The sequence below is a fragment of the Hydrogenophaga sp. 5NK40-0174 genome (genome assembly GCF_040372165.1).
Classification (GTDB): Bacteria; Pseudomonadota; Gammaproteobacteria; order Burkholderiales; family Burkholderiaceae_C; genus Hydrogenophaga.
Genome location: NZ_BAABWG010000004.1, coordinates 456,568 through 476,472, shown reverse-complemented (window position 1 = coordinate 476,472; position 19,905 = coordinate 456,568). Strand labels below are relative to the sequence as shown.

The window sequence follows — 19,905 nt, the reverse complement described above, 5'->3', positions numbered from 1 at the left end:
ATCGGCACACCAAAGAACGGCATCCATCGGTGAACATCAAAGCCATCACATGCAACATGCATATTTTGAAGAATCTTCAAGTTGAACTTGTATCTGTACCCTCCAGGTGAACCGATGAGGGTTCAACGCGCCGCCGCACTTTCCATGCTTTCCATTCGGCCTGCCCGCATGACGCACACAAGCCAATGCGTTGATTCCATCGGCGCTCCTGCAAACCAGCAACACACAAATGCAAGTTTGCCTGCCATCAAAGAAGAGAAAGCGGAACATAAGCGAGCGAAAGCAAGCCCATCTTCAGTGACGCATTCCACGAAACGCTCGAATTGCCTTGCTCTTCCCCGTCTTTTCCAAGCAACTGCTTACATGTTGCGGCTAAAGAATGTCGTCGTGCCACCGACATTGAACTCAACGAACTTCTAAAAAGGTTCGTCGTCCGGCAAGCGAAACCGCGAGCAAGGTCGGTAGCCAGATAAACAGGCAGCCGACAACGCGCGGAAGCACAACCGGTCAAAGCCGTCAGCTCTTCGGAGCAGGCAGTCAGATCGGCAGCGATGCCGGAGTACCTTTGTCATTTATTAGGAGTTAGACATGAGCACCATCAACACCAACGTGATGTCTCTGAACGCACAGCGCAACCTGGCCCAGTCCTCTATGTCGCTGTCCACATCCATGCAACGCCTCTCCTCGGGTCTGCGCGTCAACAGTGCAAAAGACGATTCGGCCGGCCTGGCCATCGCCGAGCGCATGAACGCACAGGTCAAGGGCATGAACGTTGCCATTCGCAATGCCAACGACGCCATCAGCCTTTCGCAGACCGCTGAAGGCGCGCTGGGCAAGGTTGGCGATTCCCTGCAGCGTATGCGTGAGCTGGCAGTGCAGTCTGCCAACGCCACGAACTCTTCCAGCGACCGCACCAACCTGGACGCCGAGTTCCAGCAGCTCAACGCTGAAGTGACCCGTGTGCTGACCGGCACCGAGTTCAACGGCACCTCTTTGCTCGACACCTCGGCCACCCTGACCTTCCAGGTCGGCGCCAACAACGTGTCTACCGATCAGATCGACATCGCAACAGGCGACCTGACCGCTGGCACCGGCATCACCGCTGTGACCTCTGGTGACATCACCACTGCAGCCAACGCCCTGTCCGCCATGGACAACCTGGACACTGCCATCGACGAGATCACTTCTGCTCGCGCCGACTTCGGTGCTGCCCAGAACCGCTTCGAGTCGGTGATCGGCAACCTGCAGGTCGCCTCCGAGAACCAGGCGGCTTCCCGCGGTCGAATCATGGACGCAGACTTCGCAGTGGAAACGGCGAACCTCTCACGCGGCCAGATTCTGCAGCAGGCAGGTACCGCCATGGTGGCCCAGGCCAACCAGATGCCACAGGGCGTACTGTCCCTGCTGCGCTGATCGGCACAGCCAGAAACGCGCGCCTCATCTGGCGCGCGCTTTCCCCGGTGGCGGTGGGCGGCAACGCCCCCGCCACTGTCTGCTTTTGAAGCGCTGCAACGCATTCAGCATGCGCAGATCATATGACTCCAGCACACCTGAGCCCCGTGTGATCTGCACATTCTGAGGAGTTCCCATCATGGCTACCATCAGTTCACCAGGCCTCGCAACCGGCCTCGACATCCAGGGCATCGTCAGCCAGCTGGTGGCGCTCGAGAAGGCGCCCCTGACGCAGTTGTCCGAACAAAAGACATCGCTGCAAACCAAGATGTCGACCTACGGCAACATCAAGTCGCAGTTCTCTTCGCTGGCAGACGCGGCCAACCTGCTCAAAGGCAATGGCGGCTGGGACTCGGTCACGGCCAGTTCATCCAACGACTCCGCCATCAAGGTTTCTGCGGCCGCTGGTACAGCGCCAACATCGATTTCGATGGAAGTGCAATCGCTGGCCAAGGCCCAGTCCATCGCCACCGGCTCGTTTGCCGACGGTGAGGCAGTCGGCACTGGCAGCATCACGATTGAACTCGGCGCATGGAACACCGGAACCTTCACTGGCAACGGCAGTACCCCTGTCAGCATCACCGTTGGTGCAGGCGAGGATTCTCTGAGCGACATTGCCGCCGCCATCAACGATGCCGAGGCAGGCGTCACCGCTACGGTCCTCAAGGATTCCAACGGTGAGCGTCTGCTGCTGCGTTCTGCCGAGACCGGCGAAGAAAACGGATTCCGGATCACGGTGGATGACGACGACAACACCGACAGCGATGGCGCCGGTCTCTCCCGCCTGGCTTTCGGTGCCGTCAACACCAACGGAACGAGCCAGACTCAGGCAGGCCAGAACGCCATCTCCTTTATCAACGGGGTGCAGATCAGTACGGCGAGCAACACGTTGTCCGACACCATCGCCGGCATGACGATCGAGCTCAAGCAAGAGACCACCGCACCAGTGGAAGTCAGCGTGGGCATCGACAAGGAGAGCGTCAAGGGCAATATCGATGCCTTCGTTCAGGCCTACAACATGATCAACACCACGATCGCCACGGCCACCCGCTATGACCCGGGTACCGAGGTTGCAGGCCCCCTGCAAGGTGATTCGACCGCGGTCGGCCTCCAGAACGCCTTGCGCGCCATGATGCGGTCGGTGACCAGCGGGGACACCTACAGCCGCCTGTCCGACATCGGCATCGAATTTGGTGAAGGCGGTGCACTCAATATTGACTCGGCCAAACTCGACGCTGCCCTGGACGGTGAGTTCCAGGGCGTCAAAAACCTGTTCACAGTGGATACAGGGGATGCAGCCACGGAAGGCTTTGGCCGCAAGATCGAATCTTTCGCCCAGGGGCTGATCGACGCCGACGGCATGATCAGCAACCGTCGGGAGGCTTTGCAAAAGGCCATTGAACGCAATGAAGACGAGCAGGACAGGGTCAATGACCGCGCCTCTCGCGTTGAAGCCCGATATCTGGCACAGTACAACTCAATGGATGCCGCTGTAGGGCGGCTCAATGCGCTGAGCAGTTTCGTTTCGCAACAAATTGCCCTCTGGAACGCCAGCTGAACCGGTTTTCCTCAGGACTTTGGTCCTCTTTGGCCAGGAATTGGGTCTTTTGACCTGATCCTGGCCATTTTTATGCCCGTTTGGCCACTCCTGCCGGACTTGAATGATCTGAAGCCGTGAACACCGTGATTTGCCACCGGCATTTGCGGTACCACCGCCCCTACAGTCGCCGCACAGGCTGCCGATAGGAATAAGCATCAGATACAAGGAATCGAAACCCATGTTCACTTCCGTCCATGCCCGTGCCGCCCGTGCCTATCAGCGCGTTGCCACCGAGACCAGCGTCCAGGGCGCTGACGCACACAAGCTGGTGGAACTGCTCTTTGACGCTCTCCAGCGTCACCTGGGCACGGCCGCCAGCGCCATTGAACGACGAGACATCGGTGCCAAAGGCACGTCCATCGGCAAAGCTGTCCGCATCATCGAGGAAGGCCTCAAGGCTGGCCTCAACGTGCGCGAAGGCGGTGAGCTAGCGGTCAACCTCCGTCAGGTCTATGACTACAGCATTGTCCGCCTGACCCACGCCAACCTGCACAACGACGCAGCTGCAGTGGCAGAGGTTCAGGCATTGATCGAACCCATTGCTGAGTCCTGGAGCCGCATCAAGGGCCCCGAGCCGGCCTACCTGCAACCTGTGACCACCCCCGCTGGAGCCTGATCATGGAGCACACTTTGCTGGACTACTACAAAGCCATCGAGAACGCCAGCCTGAAGATGCTGGAAGCGGCCCAGACCGAAGACTGGGACGAGGTTGTCAAACTCGAAGGCGCATGCGCCATCCTGATTGCGCAGCTTCGCCACCGTTCCAAGAGCCTGCCTCTGGCGCCCGAAGATCGCAAGGAAAAGACCCGGATCATGCAACGCATCCTCCGCACCGACGCAGAGATCCGTTGCCTGGCAGAACCCTGGCTCGCCGACCTGGAGAACATGCTTGAGGCACAAGGTCAGCCACTTCACTGAACCCTGGTCAGGGGGGAAACCCTCACACCAACAGGACCGGCCGCAGTCTCCTGCCAGGGAGACACGGCCGGTTTTGCGCTTTTGCGCAGCGAATGACGCTGGTTCAGACGCTCATGTTCATGATGTCGGTGTAGGCCTGAACCATGCGATTTCGCACGTTCAGCGTAGCCTGGAATCCGATCTGGGCCTTTTGCATGGCCAGCATGGTCTCTTCCAGGCTCACGTTGGGGTTGCCCATCTGAAGCTCGGTTTGCAGCTCGGCGACCTTGTTCTGCGAGGCACTGACCGACTGCAAGGCCGACTTGAAATTGTCGGCAAACCCCGTCCCTACGCCGTCGGCTGCGCCCGTGGCAGGGCGCTTGAAGGCAGCGGCGCCTGTCGGGCTCAGCGCCTGACTCTGCATGGGGTTGATTCGCATATCCATGACGGACTCCTTCCATTGAACGGACAGGAACCAATGCTAGAGGCCGCCCGTTTTCAGTGCTGGAGGAATAAGGCGGGAAAGCGCCGCCTTTTTGTTGCTATGGCCGCTCAGGCAGGGCCGAATAATCAATGTCAATCAGGGGCGAAACCCCATCGACAACGATAGAGCGAACACCACCATGAGCACAACGCTAGCCGAAACGCCAGTGACCCCCCAGGTCACACCGCCACGCAACGCGCTGACTGCCGGGTTTTCCCGGCTGAGCAATGCACAGAAATTGCGCCTGGGTGGAGGCGTCCTGGCCATGTTCATCCTTGCCCTCGCAGCGTTTTTCATGACGCGCGAGCCTCAATGGCGGGTGCTCTACTCGAACCTCAGTGACAAGGACGGCGGCGCCATCGTTGCACAGCTGACCCAGATGAATGTGCAATACAAGCACAGCGACAGCGGCCAGTCCATCATGGTTCCGGCAGACCGCGTCCATGACGTGCGGCTTCGACTCGCCTCTCAGGGCCTGCCCAAAGGGTCCGTGGCGGGCTTCGAGCTGATGGAAAACAACCGCTTCGGCATGACGCAATTTCAGGAACGCCTGACCTTCCAGCGAGGACTGGAAGGCGAGCTCACCCGTTCCATCCAGTCGCTGTCCTCGGTCGAAGCTGCTCGCGTCCACCTTGCGCTTCCCAATCAAAACGGATTTTTCCGCGCCCAACAAAAGCCTTCAGCGTCCGTCCTGCTCACGCTTCACCCAGGCCGCTCGCTGGACAAGGCGCAGGTCGCCGGGATCATCCACCTGGTCGCCTCCAGCGTCCCGGAGATGAACCCCAAGGCGGTCAGTGTCGTCGACGAAGGCGGCAACCTCCTCTCTGCCAGCCCGGACGCCAATGCACAGACAGCCGACGTCAAGAAGCTGCAGTACACCCAGCAGATCGAGCAGCTCTACACCCGACGCATTCTGGACATGATCGAGCCACTGGTTGGTGTGGGCAACGTCAAGGCACAGGTCAGTGCACTGGTGGACTTTTCAGAAGTCGAATCCACCAGCGAGCAGCATCGGCCCAACCAGGGCGGAGAGCCAGGCACCATCCGCAGCCAGCAAATTGTGGAAGACGGTACCGCACCACAGGCACAGCCCGCTGGTGTGCCAGGTGCCGTGACCAACCAGCCTCCCGAAACCGGCACTGCTCCCATCAATGGCGATGCAGCGCCGGTAGGCGCCGGCCAGACCAGCGAAACAGCTGGCAAGACGCGCCGCGAATCAGTGACCAACTACGAAGTCGACAAGACCGTTCGTGTGGTCCGGGAATCCAGCGGAAACGTCAAACGCCTCACGGCCGCCGTGGTGGTCAACAACCGCACTACGCTCGACAAGAACGGCAAGGAAACCTCCACGGCCATCCCGCAGGAGCAGCTGGACAAGATGGCCGCCCTGGTGCGAGAGACCATTGGCTTCAGCCAGGAGCGCGGTGACTCCGTCAATGTGGTCAATGCCGAATTCAACGTGGTCAAGGAAGAAGAACCCGAGCCAATTGCCTGGTACCAGGCGCCAGACAACGTTGCGCTGGCCAAGGACATGGCCATGCCGGCCAGCCTGATCGCGATCGGCTTGCTCATCTTCATGGGTCTGGTGCGCCCCATGCTCAAGCTCATCAAGGCGCCCGCCCCGGTGGAAAAGTCTCCCGAAGTCTCGCAGATCAGCGCCATCGTCAACGACTCCCCCGAACGCCCTGGTCTGCCGCAGCCCGCCCAGGAGGAGGCCTCGACCGACCTCATGTCGCCAGAAGAGGCCCGGATGGCCGATGCTCGCCGGCTGGCGATCGAGAACCCCATGGCCGTTGCCAACATCGTCAAGGGCTGGGTCAACGGCGAGGTGCCGGCCTGATCGGCTTCGATCTGACTGCACCACGAATACACGCTACACGGATCAATCACCATGGAAGAACAGGGACTCCAAGACGCCGCCATCTTCCTCGTCTCACTCGGCGAGGAGGAAGCCGCCGAAGTGTTCAAGCACCTGGCCCCCAAAGAGGTCCAGAAGCTGGGCGAAGCCATCGCCAACATGCGTTCGGTCTCGCGCGAGCGTGTCGAAGAGGTGATGTCTCGCTTCACGGACGAGGCTGCATCCCAGAGCCTGCTTGTCTCCGACACCAACAACTACGTCAAGGCAGTGCTGCGCAGGGCACTGGGCGACGACAAGGCGTCTCTGCTCATCGACCGGATCATGCAAGGCAGCGACGTCTCGGGCATCGAAAGCCTGAAATGGATGGATGCACAGTCCATCGCCGAGCTGCTTCGCAACGAGCATCCGCAGATCATGGCCGCCATCCTGGTTCACCTGGAAACCGACCTGATCTCTGGCGTGCTCAAGCACCTGACCGAGCGCATGCGCAATGAAGTGATGATCCGCATTGCCACACTCGAAGGCATTCAGCCCGCGGCGCTCAACGACCTCAACGAAGTGCTCTACAAAGTGCTGCAGGGCGGAGACAAGGTACGCAAGACTTCTCTGGGTGGCGTGCAGACAGCCGCCGACATCATCAACATGATGGGCTCGGCCATCGAATCCACCGTGATGGAGTCGATCCGTGAAGTCGACCAGGATCTGGCGCAAAAGATCGAAGACAAGATGTTCACATTCGAGGATCTGTCCAAGCTCGACAACAAGTCGGTACAGACCATCCTCAAGGAAGTGTCGACAGATGCGCTGGTTGTGGCTCTCAAAGGTTCCTCCGACGAGCTCAAGGAGCTCATTCTGGGCAACATGTCTTCTCGTGCTGCCGAAGCATTGCGCGAAGACCTTGACTCACGTGGCCCGGTGCGGCTGTCCGAGGTCGAGGGCCAGCAGAAGGAAATTCTCAAGATTGTTCGTCGCCTGTCCGACGAAGGCACCATTGTGATTGCAGGAGGCGGTGATGACGGCTTCGTTTAAACCCCTGTCCAAGAACGAGCCGCCCAAGCCGACGTCTCATCATCAGCGATTCATTCCCCGCGAAGAAATCTCTGAATTCGACAGCTGGAGCTTCGGCGCCGTCGACGGCAGCGACATCCCGCCGCCGGTCGACAAGGAGGCGGAAATTGCGGCCGAGCGGGCGATCCAGGATCGCATCGACCATGCCGTGCGCGAGGCGCGCCAGCAGGCCTACGCAGAAGGCCACGAGCAAGGCCGACAGCTGGGTGCGAAGGAAACACGCGAAGCCCTCGAAGCGACCATCCGCAAAACCGCCGAGCAAGCGGGTGTTCGGATGGCCCAACTGCTGCACAACGTCACCGACCAGCTGCGCCGAGCCGAAGACGGCATGGCACACCAGATGCTGGAACTGGCCTGCGAGATCGCCCGACAAGTGCTGCGCCAGGAGCTGTCAATGGACAAAAAGGCCGTTCATCTGGTCACCATTGAAGCGCTGTCCCAACTGATTGATGACGGCTTGCCAGCTTCGGTTCGAATGAACCCGGTCGACCATGCGCTCATGAAGGGCGCGCTGGAAGAAAACCTGAGCAAGCACCCGATCGAGCTGATCGCCGACCCTTCCATTACCCCTGGCGGTTGCATGGTCGAGTCTCCCAGCACATCTGTCGACGCCACGCTGGAAAAGCGCTGGAAGCGTGCCATCGGCAATATCGGCATGGACATGCCCTGGAACCCGGAGGCCGCCGATGAGTGAGTCGGGCAACAGTCGCTGGGAGAACTTTCTCGACGATGCGTGCCACAACGCCAGCACGCCGACGCCGCTGGAAGTGCGCGGCACCCTCACGCGCCTGGCCGGCCTGGTGCTCGAGGCTGTCGGCCTGAAGGTCCCTGTCGGCTCCCAATGCGAGATCGGCAACGGACAGAAAGAGCCCGTGCTGGCAGAGGTGGTGGGTTTCTCGAGTGACCGAGCCTACCTGATGCCCGCTGGCGACACGCACGGCCTGTCCAGTGGCGCATATGTCGCCCCTCTTTCGCCCTACCGGCCAGAACCCCGGGTGGGCCGGGACAACCCCAAGCCATCGTCCGCAGATCGAGGTGTCCTCCGTCTGCCCATGGGTGCCGGTCTTCTTGGCCGGGTGGTCGATTCGCATGGAAATCCGCTGGACCACCAGGGTCCGATTCAGAACGTCCATGTCAGCCCGATGGACCGCGCCCCGCTCAATGCCATGGACCGCGATCCTGTCCGGGAGCCGCTGGACACCGGTGTGCGCGCCATCAACGCACTGCTGACGGTCGGCCGCGGACAGCGACTGGGACTGTTCGCCGGCTCCGGAGTCGGAAAAAGTGTCTTGCTGGGCATGATGGCCCGTTACACAAAAGCTGACGTGATTGTGGTTGGCCTGATCGGCGAACGTGGCCGCGAAGTCAAGGAATTCATCGAGGACATCCTCGGTGAAGAAGGTCGCCAGCGATCTGTCGTGGTGGCGGCGCCTGCCGATGCACCACCGCTGGTGCGGATGCAAGGCGCTGCCTATGCCACCGCCATTGCAGAAGGCTTCAGGGATGACGGTCTGCATGTGCTGTTGCTCATGGACTCTCTCACCCGCTATGCCATGGCCCAGCGAGAGATCGCCCTGGCCATCGGAGAACCGCCGGCGACCAAAGGGTATCCGCCCAGCTGCTTCGCTCGCCTGCCGCAGCTGGTCGAGCGAAGCGGAAACGGTCTCAACGGACGCGGCTCGATCACGGCCTTCTATACAGTCCTGTCAGAAGGCGACGACCAGCAGGACCCCATCGCCGATGCGGCACGGGCCATTCTGGACGGACACATTGTGCTCTCCCGATCACTGGCGGAGTCCGGGCACTTTCCGGCCATCGACGTCGAAGCGTCGGCTTCCCGCGTCATGCACAACGTCGTCAAGCCCGAGCATTTCGAGATGGCAAGGCGGTTCCGGGGTCTGTACTCGCGCTACCAGAAGAGCCGGGACCTCATTCAGCTCGGCGCCTATGTGGCGGGCAGTGACCCTGAAACAGACTCTGCCATCGCCCTGCACCCGGCCATGCAAGAGTTTCTCCAGCAAGGCATGCACGAAGCGTCGACACTGGATGCCACCCTCAAGGGCATGGCTGCCACTTTGCAGGAGAAGAAGCAGCCCAATGCGTCACAGGCCTTTGCACAGCAACAGGCTGCCTATGCCCAGGCACATGCCCAGGGTCAGACCCAACCTGTCCATGCCGCAGAGGGCATGGACCCCAACCCATCCTATCCCACCCATGAAGGGAGCATCGCATGACATCCATGACCAGCCTGAACAAGGTCGTCGATCTGGCTGAAAAGCGACGTGATGCCGCCTTGAGCGCACTGGCACAGCAACAGCGGGAAATGGCCATGGCACAGGCCCAGCTGGACCAGCTCGAGAGCTACTCGGCCGAAGCACAGCAACGCTGGGCCGGACGCACCGGCGTCCAGCTCGATGCATCCCTGCTGCACCACCACCGACACTTCATGGACAAGATTCGCCATGCCGTGGAGTTCCAGCGCAGCGTCATCGGCAACAAGCAAGCCCAGATTGACCGTTGCCAGATCGCGGTGCATGCGGCAGAGCGTGACGTGGCCGGACTCAAAAAATATGTCGAACGCCAGCTCTCGGCACAGGAGCTCTCGCGCCGCAAGCGCGAGCAGAAAGACACCGACGAAATGGCCATGAACGTCTACCTTCGTCAAATGCGCGCCAACAGTGAAGGAGCACGCCCATGAGTACCGCCAGCAGTGCCACCCAAGCGACCAGCGCCGCTGCTGCAGCAGGCCATCGCACCCATGGACACGTCACAGGCCAGGACACACCTGGTGATGTCTTCTCCAACCTGCTGTCACTGCTCAGCGCAACGCACGACGGCGATGATGCGGCCTTGACACTCTCCGCTCCGGACGATGAAGCCCAGGGCGATATGGATGCACCGCCTTCACTGACGGCCGCTCCCGACGATGCAACGCCTCTCCCGACGGGCAGCCCTTCCGGGATTGCGGCTGCCGTGATGAGCGGATGGCCTTTGTCGCCCGCTGCCGTGAAGACTCCAGGCTCCCACGAGCTGGCGGCCAGCCGGCAGGTCCTCAGCCAACTGTCACAGCCAGTCACCGGCAAAGAAGACCTGCTCCAGGCCGCACCTGGAAAAGCTCTGGCCGATGCCAGCCAGGAGGCACTGCCCCAAGTCAGTGCCATGCGCACGGAAGGCGAAGGCACGGCAAAGGCGCAGCCTGATGTCACCCCGCTCGCTACCGAGTCAACGGCGAGCAGAAGTTCAAAACCGGGCATCGACACCCGAGCCCTGGGCATGCAGACCACCGCGCCCGGACAGCGGATGGATTTGCCCCCACATGGCGCAACGGCCATGCAAGCCAGCCAGACCTCGGCGGCAGCGTCCACACAGGCGGTCGCTTCCGGGCAGAGTGCCGTGACCAACACCAACGGTCTTGAGGCCGGCGTTGCGCCAGCACCGGGCTCAGAAGCCGCCGGCGCGGAAGCTGGAGCCGAAGCAGGCAAAGCAGCGCCGCCAGCCCAGGGTGTCTCAGCACAGCAAAAGCAGGCTGCCAGGCTCAAGGCTCACGCACCTGCCAACGCACAGGTATCGGTCACGACCCAATCCTGGCGCAGCACAACCAGCCTCACACCTGGCAATGTGGCTGCCGCCAGCTCAGGTCGCCTCAATGGATTTGCAGCCCGCGGCGCAGAGCCCGGCACCGCTGCATCACCTGCGGCCGGTGAAAGTGCCACGCGCATGGTCGAGCAGGAAGCGGCAGACATCGTCAGACCGGCGGCCGACACGCAGACAGGCGGACAGTCATCTGCCCGCCAGGGCGATCAAAGGCCCGCCGCGCTACCTGAGCATCTTGCCAGCCAGCTCCCGGATTCGGCTGCAGAAAGCACAGAATCCGACGCCTACAACTCTGCCGACAAGCTGCCAGAAGCACAGGACCCGCTGGCCACCGCCGATGCCGAGGAAGAAATATCCCCCGAACTGGGTCGATGGGGCGCGAACCAGGTGCGCCAGGCCACTTTGCGGGTGGGCGACTCCGCCTCCGACGCCATTGACATCCAGTTGCGCATGAACGGCCAGGAAGCTCAAGTGTCGTTCCGCACCGACAACGCGGAAGCGCGTGCCAGCCTTGAGCAAAACGCCAACGAATCCCTGCAGGACATGCTCGGTCGCAGCGGCATCCAGCTCTCGGATGTCTCTGTCAGCGGTCAGCACCAGGACGGCAGCCAGGCATCCCAGCAAGGCAACGGGCAGCCAGGCAGCAGCCAGAACGGCAGCGCCCACCGCTCCGGAGATCGCCACGGCGAAGCAGAGGCAGTGGCGCCCCAAACGGCCAGACCGGTGCAGCGCCGAAGCGACGGCAGCGAGCCACTGGACCTGTTCGTGTGATCTGAAAGACCCTCTGCATCACCTGCACCGGACGCGCCGTGGGCTTTGCGAGATGAGGCATCCGAAACAAAGCGCATCGTCCGAAAAGTCACGGCCCGCTTCGGGTTCGGGCCAAAACGGGCGTCTGGGCGTCGGAATAAGGGGGTTTTCCGGCGCTTTTCTGCCCTACACCGCTTCGACTGCCATCGAATAATTCCTTCAACACCTGCCGAATCACCACGGCAAGACCACCTGGAGGAAAACCATGTCTGACGCTGCTGCTGCCACCGCCGATGCTTCGGCGGCAAAGCCCAAGAAGAGCAAGAAGATGCTCTTCATCATTCTGGGCGTCGTGCTGCTGCTCGGCCTTGTGGCCGGGGGTGGTGCCCTGTACATGATCAAGGCCAATACCACCGAAGAAGGTGATCATGAGGCGGAAGAGGAAGAGGTGCACTACGAAGCACCCGATCCTGGCACGCCACCGACGTTTCTTCCCCTCGAAAGCATGGTGGTGAACCTCGCCGACCCGGGCGGAAACCGATACGCCCAGCTGGGCATCACGCTTCAGCTGCAAGATGCAGCCACGGAAGAGGCCATCAAGGTCTACATGCCAACCATCCGCAATGGCATTCTGCTGATCATTTCACAGCGCACTTCCGAGCAAATGCTGGGCATCGAAGGCAAGGAAAAACTGGCCAGAGACATCATTGCCGAGATCGCTCACGTCATGGGCTACCAGGTAGAAGAGCCCGAAGGAGCTGAGGAAGCTGACCGCCACAAGCGCCGCAAGCGTCGCCGTGCCCCACCCAATCCGGTGCAGGAAGTCCTCTTCTCAAGCTTCATCATCCAGTAACCCCGCAGGCATCTCACAGAGAGTACAGCATGGCCGAGTCGTTTCTCTCACAGGAAGAAGTCGACGCGCTCCTTGAAGGCGTGACAGGCGAAAGCCAGGCACCCAAGGAAGAGGCAGCGCCGACCGGCGGCGTCCGCGACTACAACCTGTCTAACCAGGAGCGGATTGTTCGCGGGCGCATGCCCACGATGGAGATCGTCAATGAGCGTTTCTCCCGCAATCTGCGCCTCGGCCTGTTCAAGATGATCCGCAAGAGTCCGGAGATATCCACCACGCCGGCCAAGGTCCAGAAGTACAGTGCCTTCCTGCGTGAACTGGTGGTCCCCACCAACCTCAACATCATGGCCGTGCGGCCCCTGCGCGGCAATGGTCTGGTGGTGTGTGAACCCACCTTGCTCTTTGGTGTGATCGACAGCCTGTTCGGCGGCAACGGCAAGTACCAGACCCGCATCGAAGGCCGCGATTTCTCCCCGACGGAGCAGCGCGTGATCATGCGCCTGGTGGAAGTCATCTCGGAGGAATACAAGAAAGCCTGGACGGGCATCTATCCTCTGGAGCTCGACTATCAGCGCTCCGAGATGCAGCCCCAGTTCGCCACGGTAGCCACTTCGGGTGAGATCGTGGTGTCCTCGTCCTTCACCCTCGAAATTGGCGACCTCACCGGCTCATTGCACATCGTCATCCCCTACGCCACCCTGGAGCCGATCCGTGACGTGCTGTATTCCACCGTCCAGGGCGACGCCATGGAAGTCGACCGACGCTGGGTGCGACTGCTCAGCAACGAGATTCAGGCGGCCGAGCTCAACATCGTCGCAGAACTGGCCCAGACGGAAGCCACGGTGGAGCAACTGCTGGCCATGCAGGTCGGCGACTTCATCGAGCTGGATCGTTCCCCCACCATCGAAGCCAAGGTCGAAGGTGTTCCCCTCTTCGAGTGCCAGTACGGCACTCACAAAGGCAAATACGCACTGCGCGTCGAGCGAAAGCTGCGAGGCGCGGAAATGAACTGGTTGGGAGACAACTATGTCAACTGATACCCCTGAAAACACTGAAGCCGAGACCGACGTCGACGCCGCATTTGCCGCCGCTGCCGAACCTCAGGGCGACAAGTCTGCCGAAGAGGCGATGGCCGATGACTGGGCGCAGGCGCTGGAAGAGCAGGCCACCAACGTCACTGTGGATGAGGACGGCGCGCCGGCCTTTGAAACCGTCACATCGCCGACATCACCCCAGCAGGCCAACGCAGCGCTCAATGACATCCAGATGGTGATGGACATTCCGGTGCAGCTCTCCGTGGAGCTGGGCCGGACCAAGGTACCCATCAAGTACATCCTCCAGCTTGCACAGGGGTCCATCGTCGAACTCGACGCACTGGCGGGCGAGCCCATGGACGTCCTCATCAATGGCTATCTGATCGCCCAGGGTGAGGTGGTCGTGGTCAACGACAAGTTTGGCATCCGGCTGACCGACATCGTCACCCCGTCCGAGCGCATGCGCCGCATCTCCAAAGGAAGCTGAACCACATGCTTCAAAACGCCCTGCCCGCACTGTTCCTGTTGGTCGTCATGGTGGTTGTGGCCGTTGTGCTGCAACGCTATCGACGCAACCTCCCGGGTCTGCGAAGCAAGCAGGGACCTGCGCTCACAGTGATGAATGGCGTCTCTCTCGGTCCCCAGCAGCGACTGGTGTCCGTGCAGGTGGGCAGCGGCGAGAACAGTACCTGCCTGGTGCTCGGCGTGGCGCCCGGCGGCATCCAGCTCTTGCATCAGATGCCAATGGCAGACCTGGGCATACCGACTGCGGATGGTGGCTCGGCCACGGAATCCGGCACCGCTGCCGAGGCAGATGCATCAGTGACTGGCGCATTCGCACGCAAGCTGGCCGACCTCAAAGGGGGCAAGCAAGATGCCAGCTGAACGCATTGCAACGGGTGCCGGCGGCCTCAGAGTGAAAGCGGTCCTGTACGCGCTCATGCTGCTGATGCTGGGCTGCATGCTGGCCGGCACAGCGCATGCACAAGGCACCACAGGCAACCCACCCATCGGCCCAGGCGCCACACTGCCACTCGTGGTGGGCGAAGGCCCGCAAGGAACCTCATACTCGGTGCCCATCCAGACACTGCTGTTCTTCACGGCACTGTCCTTCCTGCCGGCCATTCTGCTGCTGATGACTGGCTTCACCCGCATTGTCATCGTCCTTTCCCTGATTCGTCAGGCTTTGGGCACGCAGGCCGCACCGCCCAACCAGGTGATCGTCGGGCTGTCCCTGTTCCTGACCTTCTTTGTCATGGGTCCGACGCTCGACAAAGTCTACACCGATGCCTACGAACCCTATACGCAAAACCAGATCAGCTTTGACGTCGCGCTCGATCGCGCACAAGGACCCGTGCGCGGCTTCATGCTCAAGCAGACGCGGCAATCCGACTTCGAGCTGTTCGCCCGCCTGGCCCAGCTACCTGAGAACGTGACTGCGGAAGAAGCCCCGTTTCGCGTGTTGGTACCAGCCTTCGTGACCAGCGAGCTCAAGACAGCGTTCCAGATCGGGTTCATGATCTTCATTCCGTTTCTGGTGATCGACATGGTCGTGGCCAGCGTGCTCATGTCACTGGGCATGATGATGCTATCGCCGGTTCTGGTGGCCTTGCCATTCAAGCTCATGCTCTTTGTGCTGGCCGACGGATGGAACCTGCTTATCGGCTCGCTGGCAGCCAGCTTTGTCACCTCTTAGCGACGCCATCACTTCAGGAGTGCAACCCACATGGATCCGCAAGCTGTACTGACCATGGGGCAAAACGCCCTGTTTCTCATACTCACGGTCGCTGCCCCCATTCTCGCCACGGTGCTTGGCGTGGGTCTGCTGATCAGCCTGTTTCAGGCCATCACGCAGATTCACGAAGCCACGCTCTCGTTTGTGCCCAAGCTGGTGGCAGCGATTGCCGTGTTTGCGCTGGCAGGTCCGTGGATGCTGACCACCATGGTCGAGTTCATCCGCTCCACCATCCTGGCCATCCCGCAACACGCAGTCTGAGCCAGAAAGTCCAAAAGGCAGACTGGAAGCGGCACCCGTGCTGACCTTCACCGAAGCGCAAATCATGGCCTGGGTATCGCCCATATTCTGGCCTTTCTTGCGCGTGCTGGCCGTGTTCTCCAGCGCGCCCATCTTTTCTGCCCGCTCAGTCCCCATGCGCACCCGCGTGGCGCTGGCCTTTCTGGTCGCTTTGTGTGCACAGGCATTCCTCGGCGACCAGCCGACCATTGCACTCAATGACTCGCGGGCCTTTGCCGTGGTTCTGCAGCAAGTCGTGGTGGGCGTGGCCATTGGCCTGGCCGTGCGCATCGTCTTCTCTGCGGTGGAACTCGCGGGCGAGATCATCGGCCTGCAGATGGGCTTGAACTATGCAGGCTTTTTCGATCCCACCACCAACTCACAGACCAGCGCCGTCGGCCGGTTTTTTGGCAACACCACCATGCTTCTGTTCATCGTGATGAACGGTCACCTGATGGTGTTGCATGTGGTGGCCTCGAGCTTCCAGACCTTCCCGGTCGACGGCAGCGCCTTTGATTCGCTGGCACGTCTGCAGATGCACGAACTCGGCACCGTGGTGTTTCGCTACGGCTTGTGGATAGCGCTGCCCATGATCGGCATGCTGCTGTTCATCAACATCGTGCTGGGCTTCATCTCTCGCATTGCGCCTCAGATGAACGCCTTTGCCATCGGCTTCCCGCTCACCCTCTCCGCTGGCTTGCTGGGCATTGCCTTCACGGTTCCCATGCTGGACAGGCCCATTGTCGGCCTGCTCAAGGTCGCGACAGACCTGTTCCTGGGAAGCTAACGTTCCCTGGCCAAGGGCCTGAGCTGCCCGTCGTATTTGACGACTTCGTCGATGGTGCCATCGGCCTCGTGGTCCAGTTCTGTGCGGATCAGTTTGTCGAGCTGAAAGTACTCCACGCGATACGGATGCCCGGTCTGCTGATCGAGGTAACGCATGCTGTGCATGACGCCATGAACAAACTGCATCTCCATGTCGACCACCTTGTCTCCGTTGGTGTCGACAGCTGTCAGCACCGGCCGATGGGCTTCAATTGAAGATGTCGTCTCGAAAACACCATCAAAGTCGTTGTCGAACAACTCTGTGGCATCTGCACCCCCGTTTGCGTACTGCACGTCGACGTCGACTTTCCCATCACGGTTTCGGTCCTGCTGGTAACGCACCGGTTCGCCCCGATGGTCATACGTCCACTGCACTTCTGGCAACCCGTTCGAATGGATTGCGACGCTGCTATGGGTGGTATCCGGGAAAGGCAGCACCAGCCCCACAGCGATGCCAAGGCCGCAGGCCAGACCCAGGGAGAGCCACGACCCTGATCGCCCGGCGCTCGCATTCCGGCTCTGGAGGCTGCTCCCATCATCTTGAGGTGACGCAGCTTCCCACTCGCTGATCAGCTCACGCGCGCGGTCGACCTCCTGGTCGTCCACTTCTACCCTGACAAGGTTGGCCGCGGGCAGCTCTCCCATGGCCCCTTGCAGGTGTTCGCCCAGCACCACTGACGAGATCCCCTGCTGACGCAACACATCCTTGACCACATGCGCTTCCAGCGAGTTGGCGGCCTGGTAAACGATTTGCATGCCTGGCTCCTGATTTATCGGGTCGAGAAGCCGGTGCAGCTGGGGTAAGGTGCAGGCTCATTCGGAATGCGCTGGCACACCTTGATCGGCATCAGGGCCGAGAGGCGCTGCAACCAGTTGGCTTGCTCGAACAGTTTGTCGGCCGTGGTCGTCGGGCCGCGCTGGGACCACTGCACGGTGTACATGTCCTGCTCGCCCTTGATGGTAGTGATCAGCGCCACTTCGCTCACAGGTTTCGCGCCCGATCGAACTTCTCCGCACCCTACCAGCACGGTGAATGCATCGCCGCCCGTCAGCTTGCCTTCGTTGACCTTGGTGGCCCGAAACGTCGAAGGGCAGGCCTTCTGGTAGCCGCCAGCGATCATCTCCGCCAACAGCCTCGGGGTGGCTCGCGGCTGGGTGGCCATACCTTTGGCGCCCGTGACGGTGATCATCTGGCTCCAGTTGTCCAGCGACTCGCCGCGTGGAATGGCCTCCTGGATGAACGACTGCCCGTTGTCATTGCTGTGGACCACCTGAAACGTCAGGGGCGCCCTGAATGCGACCAGCTGGTGGTAGATGGGCATGACCATGGTGGCCATCTTCTGCGCCTTGGCCGCCGGTGTGGCACTGGTGGCGCCTACCGGATTGACGGCGCTCAAGACAGCCGGCACAAGCGCCAGTGCGAGAAGCCTGCGCATCTGGCGCAATGGCATTGTTTGACACTTCATCTGCCTCCCCCTGCTCTCGGCTCAGCCGCTATGGGTTTTATGTTCTGGCGCCAGGTTCAGACCAGTCCGTTGCGAATGGCGTAGACGGTCAGTTCGGCGTTGTTGCTCAGGTGAAGCTTCTCCAGCACGCGCGCCCGATAGACGCTCACCGTCTTGGGGCTGAGCATCAGTTCTTCTGCAATGTCAGAGAGCTTCTTGCCCGATGCAATCTTCTGCAGTGTCTGCAGCTCGCGCTCGGACAGGCTGGCATGCAGCTCTTCGGACTCGGGGGCATTGAGGTTGTCCACCAGCATCTGCGCGACCTCGGGCGTCACATACTTGCGCCCATCCATCACCGTCCGAATCGCTCCCACCAGCTCGGCCGGCTCCCCCGCCTTGTTCAGATAGCCACGGGCGCCTGCCCTCAGGCAACGAATGGCATATTGGTCCTCCGGGTACATGGACACCACCAGGGTCTTGATCTCGGAGCCCTCTTCCCGCAAGGTGGACAAGACTTCGAGCCCGCCCCGGCCCGGCATGTTCAGGTCGAGCACCAGCACATCACAGGTGGTATTGCGCAGCAGCTCCCTGAGTTCCGGATAGCTGCCGGCCTCACCCACCACCTGGATGTCAACCGCCTCGGCAATGGTGTCCCGGATACCGCGGCGCACAACAGCGTGGTCGTCGCAAAGAATGACGCGAATCATGATGCAGAGTTTCCTTCAGAGGGAGGCGACAGTGGCAAGTCGGACTGGGCCGCCGGCTGTGTGGCAGCAACGGGAGTGACAGCTTGCACAGCCTGTGCCAGCAGCGCGTCCTGCCCAAGAGCGGCTGCCGCTGCGAGGCTTTCTTCATCCAGTGGCACAGACAGAATGATGGATGTCCCGCGCGAGGACGAGCTCACGTCCAGCCAGCCGCCTACTTTGGCCGCTCGCTCTTTGAGCCCCAGCAGCCCGAATGACTTGGCCTTTCGCATGGCGTCGGGTCGCATGCCTTGCCCGTTGTCACTGACTTCCAGTGTCAGAACGCCCTCGCGATCGCTCAGATCGATCTCGACACTGCGAGCCGCCGGTGCATGCTTGGCGACATTGGTCAGGGCTTCCTGGGCGGTGCGGTAGGCCACGAGCTGCACCGGCCGCGACACGTCCAGTTGCTCGGAAGAAGACCTCACCGTCACACGGACCCCGGTTCGCCGCTCGAAGCTCGCCGCCAGCCATTGGACGGCGGCCACCAGGCCTTGATCGAGGATCGGAGGGCGCAGGTTCATCATGATGCGCTGACTCGCGCCCAACGCATGCTGGAGCATCTCAAGCGCCGTGTGGACGTGTTGCCGCGTTTCATCGTCCAGTGCGCGGCGCGACACCCACGACAGGTCAAGCTTCACGGCAGCGAGCGAGCCACCAATATCGTCGTGGATCTCACGCGCGATGTCGGCACGCTCCTGCTCGATGGTGGTCTGCAAGTGCTCTGCCAGTTCGGCCAGGCGCTGTCGGCTCTCAGCCAGTTCTTCGTCCGCTCTGGCTTTGGCCTCCCGGGTACGAGAAACCTCCATCGCGCGTTCGATCACGTGCGCCAGGCGGCTCATGTCGTCCTTGAGCAAATAGTCGTGCACCCCTTCATGCATGGCATCCACCGCAGCGGCTTCGCCAATGGCACCCGAAAGCAGCACAAACGGAATCTGCACATCCCGCTTGCAGACCTGGTGCCACGCATCCAGTCCGGTGAACCCCGGCAGGTGGTAGTCGGCCAGGACCATGTCGTACTTTCCACTGTCAAGTTCGCGCAAGAAGGCGTCCATGGAGTCAACCAAAGTCAACTCATGGACCAGCTGGCTGCGTTGCAGGGCGAACTTCACCAACGCGTGATCGACGCGGGAATCTTCCAGGTGAAGGATGCGAACCGGGGGTTGGTTCTCGCTGGTCTCCGGGTTCATGTGAAGCAATTAGGGGTAATTACCGTGTTGTTTGGACGATCAAAACCCAATCTGGACGCCTGCAGCACGAAATGACGCTGAATTTGGCCCGTAATTGGTCG

General features: G+C 61.2%; 22 protein-coding genes. 17 read left to right on the top strand and 5 right to left on the bottom strand.

The genetic code is table 11. From position 1 onward, the window contains the following. The first annotated feature begins 588 nt into the window (after nt 1-588). The 4 genes from ABWV89_RS15670 (at nt 589) to ABWV89_RS15655 (ending at nt 3,970) form a co-directional block, all read left to right on the top strand. Nucleotides 589-1,413 (top strand): flagellin N-terminal helical domain-containing protein, encoded by an 825-nt coding sequence (locus ABWV89_RS15670; RefSeq protein WP_353398780.1) that lies wholly within the window; start codon nt 589-591, stop codon nt 1,411-1,413. Between the two features lie 178 nt (nt 1,414-1,591). After that, a complete protein-coding gene (gene fliD / locus ABWV89_RS15665; RefSeq protein ID WP_353398777.1) occupies nt 1,592-3,010 on the top strand; it encodes a flagellar filament capping protein FliD in 1,419 nt (472 codons plus the stop codon). 220 nt (nt 3,011-3,230) lie between these two features. Then, complete coding sequence (fliS, locus tag ABWV89_RS15660; protein ID WP_353398773.1) at nt 3,231-3,668, top strand: flagellar export chaperone FliS; 438 nt, start codon at nt 3,231-3,233, stop codon at nt 3,666-3,668. Nucleotides 3,669-3,670: 2 nt separating this feature from the next. After that, nucleotides 3,671-3,970 (top strand): flagellar protein FliT, encoded by a 300-nt coding sequence (locus ABWV89_RS15655; protein ID WP_353398770.1) that lies wholly within the window; start codon nt 3,671-3,673, stop codon nt 3,968-3,970. A gap of 103 nt (nt 3,971-4,073) precedes the next feature. Here the strand turns inward: ABWV89_RS15655 and fliE are convergent, their stop codons facing one another. Continuing rightward, on the bottom strand, nt 4,074-4,394 hold the full coding sequence (fliE, locus tag ABWV89_RS15650) for a flagellar hook-basal body complex protein FliE (protein WP_353398768.1): 321 nt from the start codon (nt 4,392-4,394) through the stop codon (nt 4,074-4,076). Nucleotides 4,395-4,572: 178 nt separating this feature from the next. Here fliE and fliF point away from each other — a divergent pair, with 178 nt between their 5' ends. The 13 genes from fliF (at nt 4,573) to fliR (ending at nt 16,388) form a co-directional block, all read left to right on the top strand. Then, nucleotides 4,573-6,273: a flagellar basal-body MS-ring/collar protein FliF gene (gene fliF / locus ABWV89_RS15645; RefSeq protein WP_353398765.1), complete on the top strand. Its 1,701-nt coding sequence runs from the start codon at nt 4,573-4,575 to the stop codon at nt 6,271-6,273. A gap of 51 nt (nt 6,274-6,324) precedes the next feature. Continuing rightward, entirely contained in the window at nt 6,325-7,320 is a 996-nt protein-coding gene (gene fliG / locus ABWV89_RS15640; RefSeq protein WP_353398762.1) for a flagellar motor switch protein FliG, read from the top strand. Then, a complete protein-coding gene (locus ABWV89_RS15635) occupies nt 7,304-8,053 on the top strand; it encodes a FliH/SctL family protein (RefSeq protein ID WP_353398760.1) in 750 nt (249 codons plus the stop codon). The genes fliG and ABWV89_RS15635 overlap by 17 nt, the downstream gene beginning before the upstream one ends. Beyond that, nucleotides 8,046-9,593 carry a flagellar protein export ATPase FliI gene (fliI, locus tag ABWV89_RS15630; protein ID WP_353398757.1) on the top strand — a complete coding sequence of 516 codons (1,548 nt, stop codon included), beginning with the start codon at nt 8,046-8,048 and terminating at the stop codon, nt 9,591-9,593. The genes ABWV89_RS15635 and fliI overlap by 8 nt, the downstream gene beginning before the upstream one ends. Then, nucleotides 9,590-10,057, top strand: a complete 468-nt coding sequence (gene fliJ, locus ABWV89_RS15625) for a flagellar export protein FliJ (protein ID WP_353398755.1) — start codon at nt 9,590-9,592, stop codon at nt 10,055-10,057. Before fliI ends, fliJ begins: the two co-directional genes overlap by 4 nt. Next, the gene (locus ABWV89_RS15620; protein ID WP_353398752.1) at nt 10,054-11,724 is read left to right on the top strand and encodes a flagellar hook-length control protein FliK; all 1,671 of its coding nucleotides are present in this window, start codon (nt 10,054-10,056) and stop codon (nt 11,722-11,724) included. The genes fliJ and ABWV89_RS15620 overlap by 4 nt, the downstream gene beginning before the upstream one ends. 244 nt (nt 11,725-11,968) lie before the next feature. After that, the gene (locus ABWV89_RS15615; RefSeq protein ID WP_353398749.1) at nt 11,969-12,556 is read left to right on the top strand and encodes a flagellar basal body-associated FliL family protein; all 588 of its coding nucleotides are present in this window, start codon (nt 11,969-11,971) and stop codon (nt 12,554-12,556) included. Nucleotides 12,557-12,585: 29 nt separating this feature from the next. Beyond that, on the top strand, nt 12,586-13,590 hold the full coding sequence (fliM, locus tag ABWV89_RS15610; RefSeq protein WP_353398746.1) for a flagellar motor switch protein FliM: 1,005 nt from the start codon (nt 12,586-12,588) through the stop codon (nt 13,588-13,590). Next, nucleotides 13,580-14,074: a flagellar motor switch protein FliN gene (fliN, locus tag ABWV89_RS15605; protein WP_502903230.1), complete on the top strand. Its 495-nt coding sequence runs from the start codon at nt 13,580-13,582 to the stop codon at nt 14,072-14,074. The genes fliM and fliN overlap by 11 nt, the downstream gene beginning before the upstream one ends. A gap of 5 nt (nt 14,075-14,079) precedes the next feature. Next, complete coding sequence (locus ABWV89_RS15600) at nt 14,080-14,472, top strand: flagellar biosynthetic protein FliO (RefSeq protein ID WP_353398743.1); 393 nt, start codon at nt 14,080-14,082, stop codon at nt 14,470-14,472. Nucleotides 14,473-14,548: 76 nt separating this feature from the next. Continuing rightward, a complete protein-coding gene (fliP, locus tag ABWV89_RS15595) occupies nt 14,549-15,283 on the top strand; it encodes a flagellar type III secretion system pore protein FliP (RefSeq protein ID WP_353399284.1) in 735 nt (244 codons plus the stop codon). Nucleotides 15,284-15,313: 30 nt separating this feature from the next. Beyond that, the gene (gene fliQ, locus ABWV89_RS15590) at nt 15,314-15,583 is read left to right on the top strand and encodes a flagellar biosynthesis protein FliQ (RefSeq protein WP_353398740.1); all 270 of its coding nucleotides are present in this window, start codon (nt 15,314-15,316) and stop codon (nt 15,581-15,583) included. 37 nt (nt 15,584-15,620) lie between these two features. Next, nucleotides 15,621-16,388, top strand: coding sequence for a flagellar biosynthetic protein FliR (fliR, locus tag ABWV89_RS15585; RefSeq protein WP_353398737.1), 768 nt, complete (start codon nt 15,621-15,623; stop codon nt 16,386-16,388). Here fliR and ABWV89_RS15580 read toward each other — a convergent pair. From ABWV89_RS15580 to ABWV89_RS15565, 4 genes are read right to left on the bottom strand one after another with little or no spacing between them, the layout of a single operon-like run. Beyond that, nucleotides 16,385-17,182, bottom strand: coding sequence for a putative signal transducing protein (locus tag ABWV89_RS15580; RefSeq protein ID WP_353398734.1), 798 nt, complete (start codon nt 17,180-17,182; stop codon nt 16,385-16,387). The genes fliR and ABWV89_RS15580 overlap by 4 nt on opposite strands. A gap of 14 nt (nt 17,183-17,196) precedes the next feature. Continuing rightward, nucleotides 17,197-17,892 carry a hypothetical protein gene (locus tag ABWV89_RS15575; RefSeq protein WP_353398731.1) on the bottom strand — a complete coding sequence of 232 codons (696 nt, stop codon included), beginning with the start codon at nt 17,890-17,892 and terminating at the stop codon, nt 17,197-17,199. 56 nt (nt 17,893-17,948) lie between these two features. After that, nucleotides 17,949-18,578: a response regulator gene (locus ABWV89_RS15570; protein ID WP_353398728.1), complete on the bottom strand. Its 630-nt coding sequence runs from the start codon at nt 18,576-18,578 to the stop codon at nt 17,949-17,951. Next, complete coding sequence (locus ABWV89_RS15565; RefSeq protein ID WP_353398725.1) at nt 18,575-19,804, bottom strand: hybrid sensor histidine kinase/response regulator; 1,230 nt, start codon at nt 19,802-19,804, stop codon at nt 18,575-18,577. The genes ABWV89_RS15570 and ABWV89_RS15565 overlap by 4 nt, the downstream gene beginning before the upstream one ends. Nucleotides 19,805-19,905 lie beyond the last annotated feature (101 nt).